Here is a 17,872-nt window from a genome sequence, read left to right on the forward strand (position 1 = left end):
AAGCTGCGCAAGGCTACAGAATATCGAATGGATTCAAAAGCCTAATCTGGCTTTTGACGCGTTCGATTGTCCGACAAAAAAGGGTAATGGCACATTGACTCTCCCCCTCAGGGGAGGGTTTACGCTGCGCCGCCTTCACACATCACCTCAAGCAAATGGCCCCTCAGCGCCACTGCTTAGCCCCCCATTCACGCGTTATAGGGAGATAGCCGATGAACAATCCATTGGACTTGAACAGCGTCATTACCACTACCCGCGAAATCCTCGCGCAGCTGTTGGTGATGGACCTCACAGAGGTGAACGAACACAGCAGCATCGTCGAGGACCTCAATGCCGACTCCCTGGATATCGTCGACCTGAGTTTTCAGCTGGGTCGCCATTACGGCTGCACATTGCCCAAGACCAGCGTGCTGGACCATGCGGTAGCGGTGTTTGGCGACGTGAGCGAGCTGGTCGAAAAAGGCCGTATCACCCAGTCCGGCGTGGACCTTCTGGAGCAAAGCCTGAGCGCATTTGCGCCCGGCCAATTGCGTCCAGGCATGCAGCCGGCAGATGTGTTCGCGGCCACGACCGTGCGCAATTGGGCCGAACAGTGCTACCGGATGTTTGACCACTTGCCCGCCACCTGCCCTGAGTGCAACGCCGAGCAGGCACGTCTCAATGAGCGTCGCCAAGTGGTGTGCGGCGGTTGCAGTGCGCGACTGACGCCGCTGGAAGGCGACGAAATTTCTCGCCAACTGGTAGAGCAGTTTGCCGCGTCCCGTTTGCCAGAAACGGCCTAGGAGTTTTTCATGGGGCCGCGAGAGGTTTTAGTCACAGGCTACGGGCTGGTAGCGCCCACGGTACTGGACGCTGCAACGTTGTTTTCGCAGATCAGCTCCAAGCGGTCGTGCATTCGTCAACACCCGGTGTTTGCCGAGCTGGGTTTTGCGGTAAACGCCGCAGGTTATATCGATCACGATCAGTGGCACGCCATTGGCGCTCAGGTTGCGGTGGGCGCCACGCCACTGCCCCGTCAGTGCCTGCTCGCGGAGTTTGTTGCCAGGCAAGCGCTCCAGCAGGCCGGCCTGGTTCCCGCGGACTTCTCCCGCGCGGCCAGCGGTGTGTTCCTCGGCGCCAACAAGCATTGCGTGAGCCGTGACCTGCAAGAGGCCAGCCGCTATATGGACGACGCCGGCAGCGTCGACCTTGATCGCTACTTGGATCAGCACACACTGGCGGGCGGCCCGTTTGCTCGACGGATTGATCAGCAGACTTGGCACATCGCCAACCTGCTCGGCATTCGCGACCATATCAGCACCCATTCCGATGCCTGCGCGGCCGGCACCATGGCGATCGGCAGTGCGTTTCGCGCCATTGAGCGCGGCGAGATCGACTTGGCCATCTGTGGCGCCGTTGAGTTGATGGCCCATGAACTGTCCTATTACAGCTTCGACGGCCTCGGTGCCATTTGCCAGCGGGCCGACCTCACTGCCGAACAACAGAGCCGCCCGTTCATGAACGACCGCTGCGGTTTCGTCCTCGGCGAAGGCGCGGCAATGATCGTGCTGGAGTCCAGGGAACATGCCGAACGACGCAAGGCCACCCCGATCGGCCGCGTCCTGGGTTACGCCAACTATTGCGAAGCGCAGAAAATCACCTCCAGCAGCCGCGATGGCAGCCATTACGCCCACTGCATGCAAGCCGCCATCGCGAATGCCGGCTTGGACTGCGACGCCGTCGATCACGTCAATACCCATGGGACTTCGACCCAGGCCAACGATCGCAGTGAAGCCCTGGCGATTGAGCGGGTATTCGGCACCGCCGTGAGCACCATGACATTCACCGCCAACAAATCGGCCATTGGCCACTCCCTGGCGGCCAGCGGCGCCATTGAGGCGGTGCTGTCACTGATGAGTCTGCAGCAAGGCGTGCTGCTCCCCACCCTTAACTATGACCCGGCAAATGCCGAGTTCCCTGAGTTGAACTTCCTGACCGAAGCCCAGCAACAGCCCATCAAGGTGGTGCTGTCCAATTCGTTCGGTTTCGGCGGCGTCAACAGTTCGCTGGTGTTGGGAAATGCATGAAATGAACAGCCTCCAGACAAAACCCGTCTACTTGATCGCTGCGTCGGTGTTCAACCACGCAGGCACTGAGTGCGCCGATTTACATGGCCCGGTGCGGGCCGCCCAGCCGTTGGATTTTGCCCCGGACCACCTGGCCTATCCCGTGACCGTACCGCGACTGCCCACCACGGTGTTCGACCGCAAGATTCAACGCAGCGTCGAACCTCAGGGCGCCCGTTTGCTGTATTGCGCCGGGCAGCTTGCCGGCGCGTTGAATGACTTGCACCTGCCTGGCGAGCGCGTGGCGCTGATGGCCGCCATTCCGGAAGTGGACGGCCCCAGTTCCTGCTGGGAAGCCGTGCAGGCCATCGCCGAACAACCGGACGCACTGCTCGCACAACTCTTCGCTTATACCCCGCCGCTGCACGCACTGATGATGCTCAACAGCAGCGTCATGGCCTATGTAGCCGAGGCGCTGCACTGCCGTGGCCCGATGGGCGGTTTCTGCTCACAGGGAAATGCGGGAGTCGATGCGCTGATTGAGGCGTTCGAACACATCGCCGGTGGCCGGGCCGACGCCGGGGTTGTGGTCAGCAGTAGCCCGAACCTCTCGCCCGCGCTGTACCTGCGCGACAGCACCGAACAGCCTGCACTCCCGGCGCCGGATCGTTATGGGGAAGGCGCAGCGTGCCTGTTGCTGACGTCGTGCACGCCAACCCACGGCGCCTTGCGCATCGCCGGGTTCGCCCGTGGTTACAGTGCTTGCCCCGAACGCTCGAACGCCGTGGCGCACAAGGTCATCCAACAAGCATTAAGCCGAGAGAAAGTAGGTTTGCGCGACGTAGCACATGTCGTCGCCGCGCCGGACACCCCCTTCCTGCCGCTTCTGCTCGCAGACACCCAGGCGACGCTTCACAGCTCCCGGCCCATGACCGGCGATCTGGGAGCAAGCGCCCTGTTGACTGAAATCGCCCTGACCCTTCACGACCAGCGCGATGGGTACACATTGCTGCTCAATCACAGCCGTGCGGGCCATTGGGGCGCCGTATTACTGGCCAAAGAAGCCATGGAGAAACAGGCATGAGCCCACCAAGGATTGTGATAACCGGCCTGGGTGCCGTGACCGGTTTCGGTTTCGAGTGGCAATCAATGTGGGCGCAGATGCTGCGCGGTGAGCACTGCATCCGCCCATGGCAACCCGAAGGCGTGGCCGACGGTAGCTTCCCGGTGCGTTACGCTGCGCCAGTAGACACCCGCCAACTGCCGGACTACTTGAAAGGCCATCGCGCCTGGCAGATACCCCTGGAAAAACGCAGCCAGTTGGGTTGGGTGGCGGCCAGCCAAGCGATCACCGACAGCGGCCTGAGCGCCGCACAACTGCGCGATGCGGCCGTACTGTGCGCGTCCGGCGCACCGGCCCACAACATTCAGGACATGCTGCTGACCGTGTCCGGCGAGCAGCAGGCTTGCCCTGCATGGCGCCACTTGATGGCCAAGGCTGACCAGGTCAGTGCGGCCCACTCGCTGTGCCAGAGCAACGACCGGCTGGCCAGGGTGATCGCTGACGACAGCGGTTGCGAAGGCCCGGTGATCAACATCAGCAGCGCCTGCGCCGGGGCGTCCCAGGCCATCGGGAATGCCTTCCAGATGATCCGCAGGGGTGAAGTCGACGTCGCTGTCGCCGGCGGGGCCGACTCGGTGTTGAGCCTGGACACCATGACCGCGCTTTACCTGTTGGGCGCAGCCAGCAGCGAGCAACGCTGGGGCGACGGGCTTTGCCGTCCATTCGATCGCCATCGCAGCGGCCTGGTTGCTGGCGAAGGCGGTGGTTTTGTAGTGCTCGAAACCCTGGAGAGCGCCCTTGCCCGTGGCGCCGTGCCCTATGCCGAAGTGCTGGGGTTTGGCAGCAGCCTGGACGGCTACAAGGTCACCGCACCCGACCCGCAAGGGCGAGGCGCCGCCCTGGCGATGCAGACCGCCTTGCACGATGCCGGCATCCGCCCGCAACAGGTGGACCTGATCAACGCTCACGGCACGTCCACCCCGCTCAACGATGCCGCCGAAACCCTGGCCATCAAGTCGGTATTCGCCCAGGACGAGCACTATCGACGGCTGGCAATCAGCGCCAACAAGTCCCAGTTCGGGCACTTGATCGCCGCCGCTGGCGCACCCGAGTTCATCGTCACCGCACTGGCCTGCCAGCACGACCGGATTACCCCGACCCTCAACCTGCACAGCGCCGCCGACGACTGTGATCTGGACTACTGCGCCCATCAGACGGTCAACCGCCGAGTTGACGTGGCGCTGAGCAATTCATTCGGCTTCGGTGGGCTCAATACCTGCCTGGTGCTGGGCAAATACCAGGAGCACGCACAATGAGTGCCGCACAAACACCCATCGCTATCGCCGGCAGCGGCTGTGTCTTGGCCAGCGGATGGGGCGTGGACGCGTTCTGGACTGCGGCCTGCGAGTCGCGCAGCGGGATCAAGCCATTGCGTTCCTTGCAGTTTCATAGCGAGCGGGTCACGGCCTTTGGCCAGATCCACTATGACGATCATCAACGCAGTCGTCAGGACCTCGCGCAGAACCTGCAACGCTACTGCACGCCCGCCGTCATCTGGGGTATCAGCGCGGTTCGTCAGGCACTGGCCGATGCCGACCTGACACCCGGTGCAGACGGCCTGACCTATGGGCTCTATTGCTGCCAGGGTGGATACACCCATCCTTCTCTGGCGTCCTACGGCGAATTGCTCCACGAATGCCGCCAGGGCGAAGGGGCAGACATGCACCTGCTGGCCCGACGTATTTTGCAGGAGCGGGCGCAGGATCCGTTCCTGGTGCTCAAGGGCCTGAGCAATATCCTGCTGGGCGTGACCAGCCTGGCGCTCAAGCTGGAGTGTGAATGCAACGCCTACATGCAGGGCGTCTCCGGCAACCTGGCAGCCTTGCGTGAAGCCTGTGCCGCGTTGCAGAGCGGGCGCATTGATGTAGCGATCATTGTCGGTGCGGGCAGCGAACTCGATGCCCTGGCACTCAGCGCCTTGGTACAGGCCGGCACCATCAGTGCGGACGGCTCGGAGACCCTGCGAGCTTTCGACGCGCAAGGCACGGGCGGTATCGCGGGTGAAGGCGCGGCAGCCCTAGTGTTGCGCCGTCGCGAAGATCTGGGGGATGAACCCCAGGTCTGCCTGCAAACAATGACCGCCCATGTCTCTATCGAGGCACTGAACCTGCCAGACCAGCCAACCGATCTGCTGGTGTGCACTGGCACCGGCACGCCCGACAAAGATCGGCAATTGAGCCACGTACTGGGCCGCACCGGCGGCGCCCACATCACCAGTGGCGTGCCGGTGACCGGCCTGCTCAGTGCGGCTGCCAGCCTGGCGGACCTGATCCTGGCCCGCTGCGCCCTGCTCGCCCAGCGTGTGCCACCGATTGCCGGGCTAAGCCAACCCGTGGCCGCGCACCTGCCCTTTGTGATGGGCGCTCCCTATTCAACGACGCTCACCGAGTGCCTGGTGCTCAACCGCGACGACAACGGTTTCAGCGCTTGTTACCAATTGAAGTACAGCGAGCAGGCCAATAACGCCTGACGTTTTTTGTACAACACCCTCCTCTTTTATAGGACATGGATGTGATGGATTACCGTGATTTTGTTCGCCCAAAGTTTGTAGATCTGCTCCAGGCCCTGGGGCTTGAGTGTGAGTTCAAACGCGCACTGGGCAGTCAATTGTTCTACCGCAACCGCAAGGGTGACGAGGTCACCGTGACGGATTTTCTCGGTGGCTATGGCGCGGCGTTGTTTGGTCACAACGACCCGCAGTTTGTCGAACAGCTCTGCACACTGTTGCGCAATGACGTGCCCTTTAACGCCCAGATGTCGATCCGCGGCACGGCCGGAGCCCTAGCGCGCGCGTTGAGCGAAGCCTTCAATCGCGAGCTGAAGAACAACGAACAATACATTTCGACCTTTTCTAACAGTGGTGCAGAAGCGGTCGAAATTGCCGTCAAACATGCCGAGTTTCGTCGTCAGAAAAACCTGCAACGCCAGTTCGACGAACTCGACTTCACCCTGGCCCAATTGACCTCCAGCGACCGCGCCTACCGCGAAGTGGATGTCGCTGACCTCGACTTGCCGGCAGGCCTGCTGCCCGCGCACCTGAACACGGCCACGGTGCGCCAGGTGGTTGAAGCGGTGCGCCAGCACAACCTCGCCGAATTACATGTCGAGCCGGTCTTTGTCGCTTTGCGCGGCAGTTTTCACGGCAAGCTGGTCAACACTGTGCAACTGACGTACGGCCGCCAGTATCGCCAGCCGTTCGCGCGGTTCGGCCTGAACGTGGAGTTCATTGACCCCCAGCAACCCCATCAACTCCAGGAGCTGCCCGCGCGCCACACCCGACATTGGCTGAGCCTGCAATGGAGCGGGGATCAACTGCTGGTCAAGCGCGATGCGTTCAGCGCGATCACCGCCGTACTGATGGAGCCGATCCAGGGCGAAGGCGGCATCATCGAATTCTCGACTGATTTTTACCGGGCGTTGCGTCGCCTGTGTAACGAGCAGCAGTGCCCGCTGATTATCGACGAAGTGCAGTCGGGCTTCGGACGGACCGGCACCTTCCTGGCCAGCAGTCATTTCAATCTGCAAGGCGATTACTACTGCCTGTCCAAAGCGCTGGGCGGTGGCCTGATGAAGATCGCGGCCACCGTGATTCGCAGCAGCCACTATGAAAAAGACTTCAGCTATATCCACAGCTCGACCTTCGCCGAAGACGATGCCTCCTGCCACATCGCCCTCTCGGCACTCAATCGTCTGTTTGCCGATGACCAAGCGATGCTCAAGGACGTGCACACCAAGGGCGAATACCTAAAGGCCTCACTGCTTGAGCTCAAGGCGGCCTACCCAGGGGTGATCGCCGATGTGCGGGGCCGCGGCCTGTTGCTGGGCTTTGAGCTGCATGACCAAAGCACCAACAGCTCGCTGGTGCAGGCTTCAGCCCAGTACAACGACGCCTTGGGTTACCTGATTGCCGGCTACCTCTTGCAGTTTGAAGCCCTGCGCGTGGCGCCTTCGGGCAGCAACTCCAATGTGATCCGCCTGGAGCCGCCCGCCTGCATCACATTCGCCGAGATCGACGGGCTGATCAAAGCCCTGCAAAAGGTCTGCGACATGCTGGAACGCGGAGATGCGTTCCCGTTGGCCGCTACCATTTGCAATGACCTGATCCCGGCGGTCGCGCCGCGCGACACCGGCTTCCAGGTCAACGCCCTGCCCAACGCCCCGCAGGACACCCCCATCGTCGCCCGCGTGGCCTTTATCAATCACTTGATCGATGCCGACATCCTCGGTGATGTCGATCCCTCACTCGGCCAACTGAGCACCGAACAAAAATGTGTGTTCATGCAACGCACCGCACCGGAACGCCGGGCGGCGCCCGTGGGCCCGGTGGTGATCCGCTCGAAGCTGGGCATGGCCGTGGAGTTCACGTTGTACCCACTGTGCATGGACTCCAACGCCATGGCGGACTACATCATCAGCGGCGATCTCGATGTGATTCGCAAAGAAGTCGGCAATCGCATCCTGGACGCACGCGCCGATGGCTACCGCGTTGCCGGGTTGGGGATGTACACCTCCATCGTGACCAACAACTGCCAGGCCCTGAAAATTCCGGACATGGCGCTGACGTCCGGTAACGCCTTGACCATCGGCATGGGCCTTGAGGCCATCGAGCAAGGCTGCAAACAACAGGGGCTTGAGTTGCATGCACAAACGGCAGCCGTGGTCGGCGCGGCCGGTAACGTGGCGTCGACCTATGCGTCGCTGCTGTCAGCCGCTGTCGACCACGTGATCCTGATTGGCAGCGGCCGCGATGGCTCGCTGCTCCGTCTGGAAAAAACCGCCCATCTGATTTACGCCGACGCGGCCCGCTCGATTCTCAAGGGCACGGCCAGCGACGACTTGCTGGCGCAGCGCCTGCTCGACATCGACGGCATTCACGCGCTGCTAAAGGACTTCGGCAGCAGCTCGCAGTTGGGCCTGCAGGTCTCGCGCCTGGTGCAAGAACGCGTGGGGGCCAACGCCTTCATTACCGTCACCGATGACCTGCAAGCACTCAAGCGCGCACGCATCGTGCTGTGTGCGGCAAACGCAGCGCAGCCGTTTCTCGACGCTGGGCATTTCGCCGAACACAGCGTGATCTGCGACATCGCCGTGCCGCTGAACGTTGACCAAGCGATCGGCACCCAGCGCAGCGACGTGCTGTACATGCACGGTGGCATTGTCCAGACGCCGTTCGACGACGGGCTCGCGCCGAATGTGCGGGCCTACCTGAAACAGGGCCAGTTGTATGCCTGCATGGCCGAGTCGGTGCTGATGGGGCTTGCGGGAATTACCCAGCATTACTCCTACGGCGACATCAGCCGCGAACAAGTGCAGCAGATTCGTGCGTTGGCGGCGATCCATGGCTTTGGCCTGGCGCAGTTCAAGACCCACAACTCACTCTAAGGAACGGCCATGACCACTAAAACAGCGGTAGTCACCGGAGGCAGTCGCGGCATCGGCAAAGCGGTTGTCCTGGCACTGGCCGAGGCCGGCTACCGGGTTGCATTCAACTACGTGCGTGACGAAGCGGCGGCCCTGGCGGTGCGCGATGAAGTCGAAAAGATGGGCGGCGAATGCCTTACCGCGCAGTGCGACATCAGCGATGCGCACAGCATCAAGGCGTTTTTCGAACAGGTTGAACAACACTTCGAACGCATCGACCTGCTGGTCAACAACGCCGGGATTACTCGGGATGGTTTGCTGGCAACGCTCTCGGTCGAGGCCATCAGTGAGGTGATCCAGACCAACCTGATCGGCACACTGCTCTGCTGCCAACAGGTGGTGCCCGGCATGATGCGCCAGCGTCAAGGCTGCATCATCAACCTGAGTTCGGTGGCGGCGCAAAAGCCCGGCAAAGGCCAAAGCAGCTACGCCGCCGCCAAGGGAGGTGTGGAGGCGCTGACACGTGCCCTGGCGGTCGAGTTGGCGCCGCGCAATATCCGCGTCAACGCGGTGGCGCCGGGGATCGTCAGCACCGACATGACCGCCGCCTTGCTCGAAACCCACGAGCAGGAGGTCCAGTCGCGTCTGCTGATCAAGCGCTTTGCCGTGCCAGGGGATATCGCCGAGGCCGTGCTGTACCTGGCCGACCGCACCACCTATGTGACCGGCGAAGTGTTGTCGGTCAATGGCGGGTTGAAAATGCCATGAGCGCATCTCGAACTTTTTTAATTTCCGGTGCCGCCAACGGCATTGGCCGCGCAGTTGCGGAACACTTCGCCACCGACGAGGCCCATCGCCTGATCCTGGTGGACCGTGACCTGGCCCAGCTACAAAGCTGGGTCGGCAACGGGGCATTTGCCGCAAGCATCGAAACCCATGGCGTCGATATCGCCGACCTTGCGAGCGTGCAAGCGTTATTCAACGACCTGTCGGTGCGCCTCGGTTACATCGATGTCCTGGTCAACAGCGCCGGTGTCTGCAACGAGAACGAACCGGAGGACTTGGACAACTGGCACAAGGTGATTTCGGTCAATCTGAACGGCACCTTTTATGTCACTTCGCTGTGCCTGCCACTGCTGGCGGACCGAGGGCGAATCATCAATTTGTCGTCGATCCTGGGCCGCATCGGCAAGGTCCGCAACACCGCTTACTGCGCCTCCAAGCACGGCATTATCGGCATGACAAAGGCACTGGCGCTGGACCTGGCACCGCGCCGGATTACCGTGAACGCGATTTTGCCAGCCTGGATTGATACGCCAATGCTTCAAGGCGAATTGGCGACTCAAGCCAGTATTGCCGGAATCAGTCAGGAGCAGATCCTGCGCAATGCCAAGAAAAAGCTGCCGTTGCGCCGTTTTATCCAGGCTGATGAAGTCGCCGCCATGGTGCGTTACCTGGTCAGCCCGGAGGCCTCCGGCGTCACGGCCCAGAGCCTGATGATCGACGGCGGCGCCGGGTTGGGGATGTAGCCATGAACACAGCATTGCTCACACGCAGCCTGTTGCTTGGCCTGATGTCGCTGGCGCCACGCCTGGCGGGTGCGGACTTGCTGCCGACCCATGCCGACGCGGAAGTGGGATTGGCCAGTGCCCTGCGCTTGCACGGGGATGATCCGGTCACGCAGAAAGCGGTGTATTTCAAGGCCAACCTGGAAGACAACTGGGACAGCGGCTACTACAAGGCCAAGGGCCGGGTACGCTACGACGCGCGCTATGACGGGCATAACCCTTATAGCCAGGAGGCACGGGATGACTACCGTTTCAGTGCCGACTGGCGGCATCTGTATTGGGGCCATTACCTGGGTGACGGTGAGGTCACCGTGGGTTGGCAGCAAGTCGTCTGGGGCCGCGCCGATGAGTTGCGGGTGCTGGACCAGATCAACCCTATCGATTACCGCGAAGGCGTGACGGCCTTGCTTGAAGACAGCCGCATCGCGGTGCCGATGGTGCGTTTGACCCAACCCGTGGGCGAGTGGGAAGTAGAAGCCTTGTGGATAACCGACTTCCTGAAAAACCAGGCGCCGGCCCAAGGCAGCGAATTCGACGCTCCGTTGTTCGCAGTACCGGACCCGAACCTGTTCCTGGTCGGTTCAAAGCCGGACTATAGCGGGCAAAAGGGGTTCTCCTATGGCATGAGCGCCAACGGCAGGATCGGTTCGGTGGACGCCAGCTTTGTCGCCCTCAACGCCCGCCAGCAAGACCCGGTGTATGCCGTCGAAGGTATCGCTGACGATCAGCGCGTGGTTCTGGAGCGCCAGTTCCCCCGCTACAGCATGGGCGGTGCCGGCCTGGCGATCGACGCCGGCCACAGCATCGTGGTGCGCAGTGAGGTGGCCTACTTCGACCGCTGGCACGTCACCAATCCGTACCGTAACCACGGCAGCAGCCAGAGCCCGATGGTCAAGTCCTTGCTGGGCGTGGACTACCTGCTGCGCAACTGGCTGATCTCCGTGCAATGGCAGGAGCAGCAATTGCTCGACTGGCAGCAGGGCATGGTGCAGGACAAACGCGAGCCGCTGTTCACGCTGTCCGCCGAAGGCACCCACCTGCGTGACCGCCTCAAATCCCGCCTGGTACTGGCGATGTCCCCTCCCGCCAAGGACGACGCCTTGCTGCAAGGCATCTTCACGTACACCCCCGTGGACTGGCTGAAGCTGGGGCTGGAGGTGGATGTGTTTTTTGGCAAAGAAGACCGCACGTTTGGCCAATACAGCCAGCGCGACCAACTGCGTGTGTCGGCGGGTTATCTGTTCTGAGCCCCGTTCCGACCTCAATAAAAAAACCACTTCAAGAAAAGGAAATTTCTATGTTGCCGCCCCTCAAGGTCCTGACCGCCAGCCTCCTGATGCTCACCAGCATGGGGGCACTGGCCGCCCCGAACGCCGACGAAATCATTCGTCAGGCCCGTGACCGCAATGACGGCAAGAGCTTCATGTCGCAGGTTTCGCTGATCCTGCTGGACAAGCAAGGCAACAGCCGGGTGCGCGAGTTCAGCTACCTGCAAAAGGATTACCCGGACAGTGACAAGTTCACCATGTACTTCTCGGCCCCCAACGATGTCCGCAATGTCGCATTCCACATCGAAAACCCCCACGAAGCCCTGAGTGCCGAGGACAGCCAATGGATGTACCTGCCGGTCAGCCGGCAAACCCGCCGGATCTCGACCACCGACAAGCGTGGCGCATTCATGGGCAGTGATTACTCCTACGCGGATTTGGACAAGATCCGGGCCGATGACTACAGCCAGACACTGGTAGGCGAAGAGACCATCAACGGGCGTGAATGCTACGTCATCGAGCGCACGCCGGTGTCTGCGCAGATCCTGGCCAAAACCGGCTACAACCAACTCAAGGTCTGGATCGACAAGCAGAACAGGCTGGTCATGCGTCAGGATTTCTTCGACGTCAAAGGCGTGATGTTCAAGCAGATGCGGACGCTGAAAGTCGAGACAGTCGATCAAATCGACAGCATCACCCTCAGCGAAACCGAAGACTTCATCGCCGGCACGCGCTCCCAACTGAAGTTCAACCAGTTGCAGTACAACGTCGAACTGGACGACTGGCTGTTCAACCAGACCGCGATCAAACGCGGCCTCAAAACTGGCGACCTGCCTGAATTTGCCGTCTCCGCTCGCTGAATACTGCGCCTGCCTTTCGTGGAACCGATTGAACTATGGAACGATACCTGAACTTCGTTGAGCGCTATGCGCGCACGATTGTATTTGTGCTGGTGGCGATCACGGCCTACTTCACCTACGCCCTCGGCTCGCTGATGTCGGACACCAATCCCTATTTGCTCAAGGAAAGCCATCCAGCGCGAAAAACCATTATTGAACTGCAACACGAGTTCACCGGCACCTATGACTCGGTCATGGTGGCCCAGAGTAATGCGCACAGTGTGTTTAACACTCAGTCGCTTAACGCCCAGTTCGAAATCTCCCAGGCCCTTCGCCGGCTGATGCTGGCCAATGCCGACGATGAGGTCGAGTTGCGCCGCATTGTCGGCAAACACGAAAGCGACAGTCGCGCCCAACTGTTGGCCAGCGATATCCTCGGCGATGGGTTCAGCCAGAACGATTACGCCCAAGCCAAGGCCCTGCGCGATCACGCCCGCAGCCAGGGCTGGGAGGAACGCGATCAGCAGTTTCTAGCCTTCCTGGCAGAACGGATCAATCCGATCCAGGAAATGGCCTCGATGGCGGACCTGGAAAACATCAGCCTGAGCGCCGACGGCGAACTGTGGATTCACAAGACACTGCACGCCTTGGACATGGACCCGCAACTCGTCGAAGCCCAGATCATGGGCAATGAGCAAATGGTCGGTGGAGTGGTTTCCCCTGACAGGAAAGTCGCGGTGGTGGTGGCCGAGTTAGGCACCAAGCAAGACGATGCTCAGGCGCAACTGCGGGCTTACCAACAGGTTCGCCAGATCGTCGCTGACTATCAGAGCAAACATCCGCAGTTCACCGATGAAGTGTTCATCGCCGGAACCCCGATCTTCATCGCCGCCCAACAAGAGATCATCGATCACGACCTGGCGCTGCTGTTTCCGATCGTGTTCCTGCTCGTGACCTCCATGCTGGTGTTCTTTTTCCGCAAGCCCTTGGGCGTGTTCCTGCCGCTGTTCAATATCCTCTTCTGCACGATCTGGACGCTGGGGCTGATGGCGTTGTTGAAGGTGCCCATCGACCTGCTTACCAGTGTGCTGCCGGTATTTTTGTTCACGATCTGCTGTGCCGACGCGATACACGTGATGGCTGAGTACTATGAGCAACTCAATGCGGGCAAGACGTACCGCGAGGCCAACCGCGAGACTATGCGCCGCATGGTGGTCCCGGTCGTGTTGACCACCGTGACCACCATCGCCACGTTCATGATCTCCACCACCAACAACATCGTCAGCATCCGCAATTTCGGGGTATTCATGTCCATCGGGCTGACGGCCGCGCTGATCATCTCGCTGCTGTTGATTCCGGCGTGGATTTCCATCTGGGGTAAAGACCAGCCGTTGCGTAAAACCGTACACAAAGAGTCGATTATCTCGCGCTACCTGGTGGCTTTTTGTGCCCGCCTGATCCGCTGGCGCAAACCGGTGCTGTTGGTCAGCTTGCCGATGTTGGCGCTGATGACGGTGTTTACCTTCATGGTCGATATCGAAGACTCGGGCATCGCTTACTTCAAGAAAGACAGCCCGGTGCGTGTTTCCGATGAGTTCATCAACCGCTCACGGATCGCGGGCACTTCACCTGGCTGGATTGCGTTCGATACCAAGACTCCGCGTGGCGCGCTGACCACTGAGACCGTGCAGTTCCTCGACAAACTCGACCACTTTCTCAAGTCCCAGCCCAACGTCAGCTATACCTATTCGGTGGCGGCCTACGTCAAGCGCATGAACCTTGTGCTCAATGACATGACCCCCGAATACCTGCGAGTACCGCAGGCCGTGGAGCAGGTGACGTCGCTCAACGATGAGGGGCAGGCGGAAACCTTTGAAGTCGACGGAAACTCGCTGATCGAGCAACACATCATGATGTTCGAGAACGGCGGCGGCTCAGACTTGCAGAACGTGCTCAATGCCGACTACTCCAAGGCCTTGACGCTCTACACCATGACCTCTTCGGTGGCCAGCGACTACAAAGACATGCTTGATCGCCTGGACGCCTGGCTGTTGGTGAACAAGCCGGCCAACCTGCAGGTGACCCATGCCGGTACGCCGAAAATCTGGACCGGCATCCTGGCGGAGATCACCCAGGGCCAAGTCCTGAGCTTCTCGCTCGCGCTGCTGGTGGTCACGCTGATGATGATGTTCTGGTTGAAATCCGTTCGGCTGGGGATTCTGGGCATGCTGACGCTGCTGACCACCTCGGTGACGGTGTACGGCTTTATGTACCTGCTGAACATTGAGCTGAACATTGGCACGACACTGGTAACGTTCCTTGTAGTGGGCGTGGTGGATTACGCGGTGCACCTGCTGTCGCGTATCAAGTTGCTGGTCCAGGAAGGTATCCACGTGGACGAGGCGATTTTGACGGCGATGCACAGTGTCGGGCGTTCGACGGTGGTCAACGTGGTGATTTTCTCCGTAGGTTTCCTGGCCCTGCTGTTTTCCGCCTACAAGCCGGTCATTGACTTGGGCACGCTGGTCGCGCTGGCTCTGTTCTCCAGCGGTGTGATGACCATTTTGTTAGTAACGCTGATATCTCCGTGGTTCTTCGCAGCCATTGTGCCCGAGCAACGGGGAGATGAACGCGAACACCCAGAACGCCAGGGCGCTTTGGGATAGACGCTGAAGAGGACGACGCCGGCCATATCCATTGAGCACCCACGGATTGCCGGCGTTTGCGAAGCGCACACACCGCTTCATGAGATTGTGCAGCACGTTCGTTCAGGCCGTTTTGGACAGATGTTCAAACTGGCATTGGTACTGGGCGTCCTTGAGGCTGCTTTCGAACTGTTCAAGGCCGTCGTAGATGCTTTGCAACCCTTCGATCTGAGTCTTCAGTTCCAGCTTTTTATCCGCAATGGCCTGGTTGGCCAAATCCCACGGCAGCTCCTGGCCGCGGTGATCCTGAAGGATCGCCTGCATTTCCTTGAGTTTGAAGCCCAGCTGCTGCGCGCATTTGATGAACGTCAGCAGTTCAACGCTTTGCTGGCTATAGACCCGGTACTTACCTTCGCGCGCAGGCGGTGGCAGCAAACCAATGTCTTCATAGTGGCGGATGGTCTTGACTGTCGTGCCCGACAGCTGGGCTGCTTTGCCGATATACATGTAAAAGTCCTTTTTTATGGCACAGACGGGGGGTGCGCACTTTGGCGCGCCGCATCTTCACACATGTGTGCGGCGTCTGAAACCCGACAGTGTCAAAAGGCTATGCAGTGGCAGAGATGAAGCAGGCATCGCCTGTTGCAAGGCGATGCTGTACAGCGGTGTGTCAACGAGCAGCGATCTCCTGAGCTTGCTTGAGCCAGGCTTGTCGCTGGGAATCGCCGGAACCGAGGATCGGCCCGAACGTGAGGGTCTTCAACGGTTTGATGCCGCAGAACTCCAACGTGGTCTTGCGCATCTGGTGCAGCCCCGGCATGCGATAGAACCATTTGTAGTACCACGGCGGGGTATCCATCGTGACCAGCAGGTGAGCGGTGCGCCCCTTCAAGAGCTTGTCGGGAAAGGCTTTGCCTTCGCGGTACTTGAAGGCGAAACCGGGAAGGAATATCCGATCGAAAAAGCCTTTCATCAAGGCCGGAATCCCTCCCCACCAGATTGGATACACAAACGCCAGGTGCTCAGCCCATGTGATATCAGCCTGCGCCTTGAGCAGATCAGGCTCCAAGAGCTGAACCTGCTTGTAGCCATCGTGCAGCACGGGATCGAAGCGCAGCGCATCCAGCCGTAACAGACGCACCTCATGCCCCGCACGTGTAGCCGCCTCCACATAAGTGTCGGTCAGTGCTCCACAGAAACTGTCGGTTGAGGGATGCCCCAAAATCACCAGAACTCGCTTACTCATCATCACTTCATCCTGAAAGTTGAGCGTTCAGAATAGGGTGTGCCCGTAACGGGAGAGTCAACAGGGAGGTTTGCCAAATGCTGGTATAGCCTGGTGCATTGCGCACCGGCAGGTAAGCTCCAAATCGCAGGCAAAAAAAAACCCGGAAATCCTCACTTACGTGGGCCTTCCGGATTTTCTAAACCGCCAAAAATGGTGGGTCGTGTGGGATTCGAACCTACGACCAATTGGTTAAAAGCCAACTGCTCTACCAACTGAGCTAACGACCCGCTGTGTGGTGGCGCGTATAATACTGATTTCTAAGGATTATTCAACACCTTATTTGAAATAAATCAGAAATAACGCGTTGGGTCCGTAATTCCGGCCATTTTGAAGCCCTCTGCACGCAGCCGGCAGCTGTCACATTTCCCACAGGCACTACCGCCTTCGTCTGCCTGATAGCAGGAAACAGTCAGCGCGTAATCGACGCCAAGTCCTACGCCAGCCTTCACGATATCGGCCTTGCTCATGTTTTGCAGCGGCGCCTGAATACGAAACCCCTGCCCTTCTACGCCGGCCTTGGTCGCCAGGTTGGCCATGCGCTCAAAGGATTCGACGAACTCCGGACGGCAGTCCGGGTAACCGGAATAATCCAGCGCATTGACGCCGATAAAGATGTCGCGGGCGTTAAGCACTTCGGCCCAGCCAAGGGCCAGGGACAGGAACACTGTGTTGCGTGCCGGTACGTAAGTGACCGGGATGCCTTCCGAGGGTGCTTCTGGCAGGTCGATGGTGCTGTCGGTCAACGCCGAACCACCCATCCCGCCTAGATTCAGGCCAACCACCTTGTGCTCGATCACACCGAGGTCGCGGGCGACGCACGCAGCCGCGTTCAACTCGGCGCGGTGACGCTGGCCATAATCGAAGCTCATGGTGTAACAGCTATAGCCTTGCGCTCGCACCATGGCCACCAATGTGGCGGAGTCGAGACCACCGGATAGCAGAATGACTGCGCGCTTTTGATCAGTCATCTCAGCGCCCCGGCTCGTCGTTCCACAGGTATTTATGCAGCTGCAATTGCAGGCGTACGGGCAAGTTATCGGCAACCACCCAGTCGGCCAGATCGCGTGCGTTCAGGTCATGGTGGCTGGGGGAGAACAGCACTTCACCGGCACGGCGTTCGAGGCCGTACTGGATCAACTTGGAGTTGGCCCAGTCGTAATCCTCACGAGAACAGATGACAAACTTGACCTGATCGTTGGGCGTCAGCAGTTCGATGTTCTCGTAAAGGTTGCGGTGCGCTTCCTTGGAGCCTGGGGTTTTGAGGTCTAGCACTCGGCTCACACGCGGGTCTACCGCGGAGATATCCAAAGCACCGCTGGTTTCCAGGGAGACTTCGTAACCGGCATCACACAACTGCTTGAGCAAAGGAATGGCGTTGGGCTGAGCCAGGGGCTCGCCGCCTGTCACACAGACGTAACGCGGCCGGTAGCCAGCAACCTGCTCCAGAATGTCTTCAAGGGTCCGAACGGTGCCGCCACTGAAGGCATAGGCGCTGTCACAGTATTGGCAACGTAACGGGCAGCCGGTCAGGCGCACAAATACTGTGGGCAGGCCGGCGGTGCGCGTTTCACCCTGTAACGAGTAAAAAACTTCGGTGATGCGTAATGTGTCTTGCATAGTCGCCACGGGCGTAACAGCTAAACAGGCTGTCCGCCTCCGTCAGGCACTTCAAGGAACCCCGCCAACGCGTAGGCCCCAGGAAGCGGGTGTCATAAAAGGGCGTGGATTCTAACGA

Annotated in this window: 15 protein-coding genes and 1 tRNA gene; 11 read left to right on the forward strand and 5 right to left on the reverse strand. The window is 60.1% G+C overall.

The genetic code is table 11. The features are described from left to right. Positions 1-212 precede the first annotated feature (212 nt). Genes LRO94_RS22675 through LRO94_RS22725 form a run of 11 tightly spaced genes read left to right on the forward strand, consistent with a single transcriptional unit; the run spans position 213 to position 14,870 of the window. Positions 213-782, forward strand: a complete 570-nt coding sequence (locus tag LRO94_RS22675) for an acyl carrier protein (protein WP_032890945.1) — start codon at positions 213-215, stop codon at positions 780-782. Between the two features lie 9 nt (positions 783-791). After that, entirely contained in the window at positions 792-2,066 is a 1,275-nt protein-coding gene (locus tag LRO94_RS22680) for a beta-ketoacyl-[acyl-carrier-protein] synthase family protein (RefSeq protein WP_122680764.1), read from the forward strand. Between the two features lies 1 nt (position 2,067). Further along, positions 2,068-3,129, forward strand: a complete 1,062-nt coding sequence (locus LRO94_RS22685) for a beta-ketoacyl-[acyl-carrier-protein] synthase family protein (RefSeq protein WP_233896887.1) — start codon at positions 2,068-2,070, stop codon at positions 3,127-3,129. Continuing rightward, on the forward strand, positions 3,126-4,424 hold the full coding sequence (locus tag LRO94_RS22690) for a beta-ketoacyl-[acyl-carrier-protein] synthase family protein (protein WP_179179937.1): 1,299 nt from the start codon (positions 3,126-3,128) through the stop codon (positions 4,422-4,424). Before LRO94_RS22685 ends, LRO94_RS22690 begins: the two co-directional genes overlap by 4 nt. Next, positions 4,421-5,638, forward strand: coding sequence for a beta-ketoacyl synthase N-terminal-like domain-containing protein (locus tag LRO94_RS22695; protein ID WP_179179936.1), 1,218 nt, complete (start codon positions 4,421-4,423; stop codon positions 5,636-5,638). The genes LRO94_RS22690 and LRO94_RS22695 overlap by 4 nt, the downstream gene beginning before the upstream one ends. Positions 5,639-5,682: 44 nt before the next feature. Beyond that, the gene (locus LRO94_RS22700) at positions 5,683-8,550 is read left to right on the forward strand and encodes an aminotransferase class III-fold pyridoxal phosphate-dependent enzyme (RefSeq protein ID WP_179179935.1); all 2,868 of its coding nucleotides are present in this window, start codon (positions 5,683-5,685) and stop codon (positions 8,548-8,550) included. Between the two features lie 9 nt (positions 8,551-8,559). After that, positions 8,560-9,297, forward strand: a complete 738-nt coding sequence (locus LRO94_RS22705) for a 3-oxoacyl-ACP reductase family protein (protein ID WP_179179934.1) — start codon at positions 8,560-8,562, stop codon at positions 9,295-9,297. Continuing rightward, on the forward strand, positions 9,294-10,058 hold the full coding sequence (locus LRO94_RS22710; RefSeq protein WP_095185758.1) for an SDR family NAD(P)-dependent oxidoreductase: 765 nt from the start codon (positions 9,294-9,296) through the stop codon (positions 10,056-10,058). Before LRO94_RS22705 ends, LRO94_RS22710 begins: the two co-directional genes overlap by 4 nt. A 44-nt stretch (positions 10,059-10,102) precedes the next feature. Further along, the gene (locus LRO94_RS22715; RefSeq protein WP_233897090.1) at positions 10,103-11,344 is read left to right on the forward strand and encodes a DUF1302 family protein; all 1,242 of its coding nucleotides are present in this window, start codon (positions 10,103-10,105) and stop codon (positions 11,342-11,344) included. A gap of 50 nt (positions 11,345-11,394) precedes the next feature. Beyond that, positions 11,395-12,225: an outer membrane lipoprotein-sorting protein gene (locus tag LRO94_RS22720; RefSeq protein WP_032890933.1), complete on the forward strand. Its 831-nt coding sequence runs from the start codon at positions 11,395-11,397 to the stop codon at positions 12,223-12,225. Positions 12,226-12,260: 35 nt separating this feature from the next. Next, complete coding sequence (locus tag LRO94_RS22725) at positions 12,261-14,870, forward strand: efflux RND transporter permease subunit (protein WP_179179932.1); 2,610 nt, start codon at positions 12,261-12,263, stop codon at positions 14,868-14,870. Positions 14,871-14,972: 102 nt separating this feature from the next. On the opposite strand, the gene LRO94_RS22730 is transcribed toward LRO94_RS22725, so the two are convergent. From LRO94_RS22730 to queE, 5 genes are all read right to left on the reverse strand, one after another. Then, on the reverse strand, positions 14,973-15,356 hold the full coding sequence (locus tag LRO94_RS22730) for a MerR family transcriptional regulator (RefSeq protein WP_032890929.1): 384 nt from the start codon (positions 15,354-15,356) through the stop codon (positions 14,973-14,975). A gap of 163 nt (positions 15,357-15,519) precedes the next feature. Beyond that, positions 15,520-16,098, reverse strand: a complete 579-nt coding sequence (locus tag LRO94_RS22735) for an NAD(P)H-dependent oxidoreductase (protein WP_032890927.1) — start codon at positions 16,096-16,098, stop codon at positions 15,520-15,522. A 190-nt stretch (positions 16,099-16,288) separates the two neighbouring features. Beyond that, a tRNA-Lys gene (locus tag LRO94_RS22740) sits at positions 16,289-16,364 on the reverse strand. A 63-nt stretch (positions 16,365-16,427) separates the two neighbouring features. Then, positions 16,428-17,105, reverse strand: a complete 678-nt coding sequence (gene queC / locus LRO94_RS22745) for a 7-cyano-7-deazaguanine synthase QueC (protein ID WP_122753127.1) — start codon at positions 17,103-17,105, stop codon at positions 16,428-16,430. Between the two features lies 1 nt (position 17,106). After that, entirely contained in the window at positions 17,107-17,754 is a 648-nt protein-coding gene (queE, locus tag LRO94_RS22750; RefSeq protein ID WP_095185762.1) for a 7-carboxy-7-deazaguanine synthase QueE, read from the reverse strand. Positions 17,755-17,872 lie beyond the last annotated feature (118 nt).

This window comes from Pseudomonas sivasensis, assembly GCF_021391435.1.
Lineage (GTDB): Bacteria > Pseudomonadota > Gammaproteobacteria > Pseudomonadales > Pseudomonadaceae > Aquipseudomonas > Aquipseudomonas sivasensis.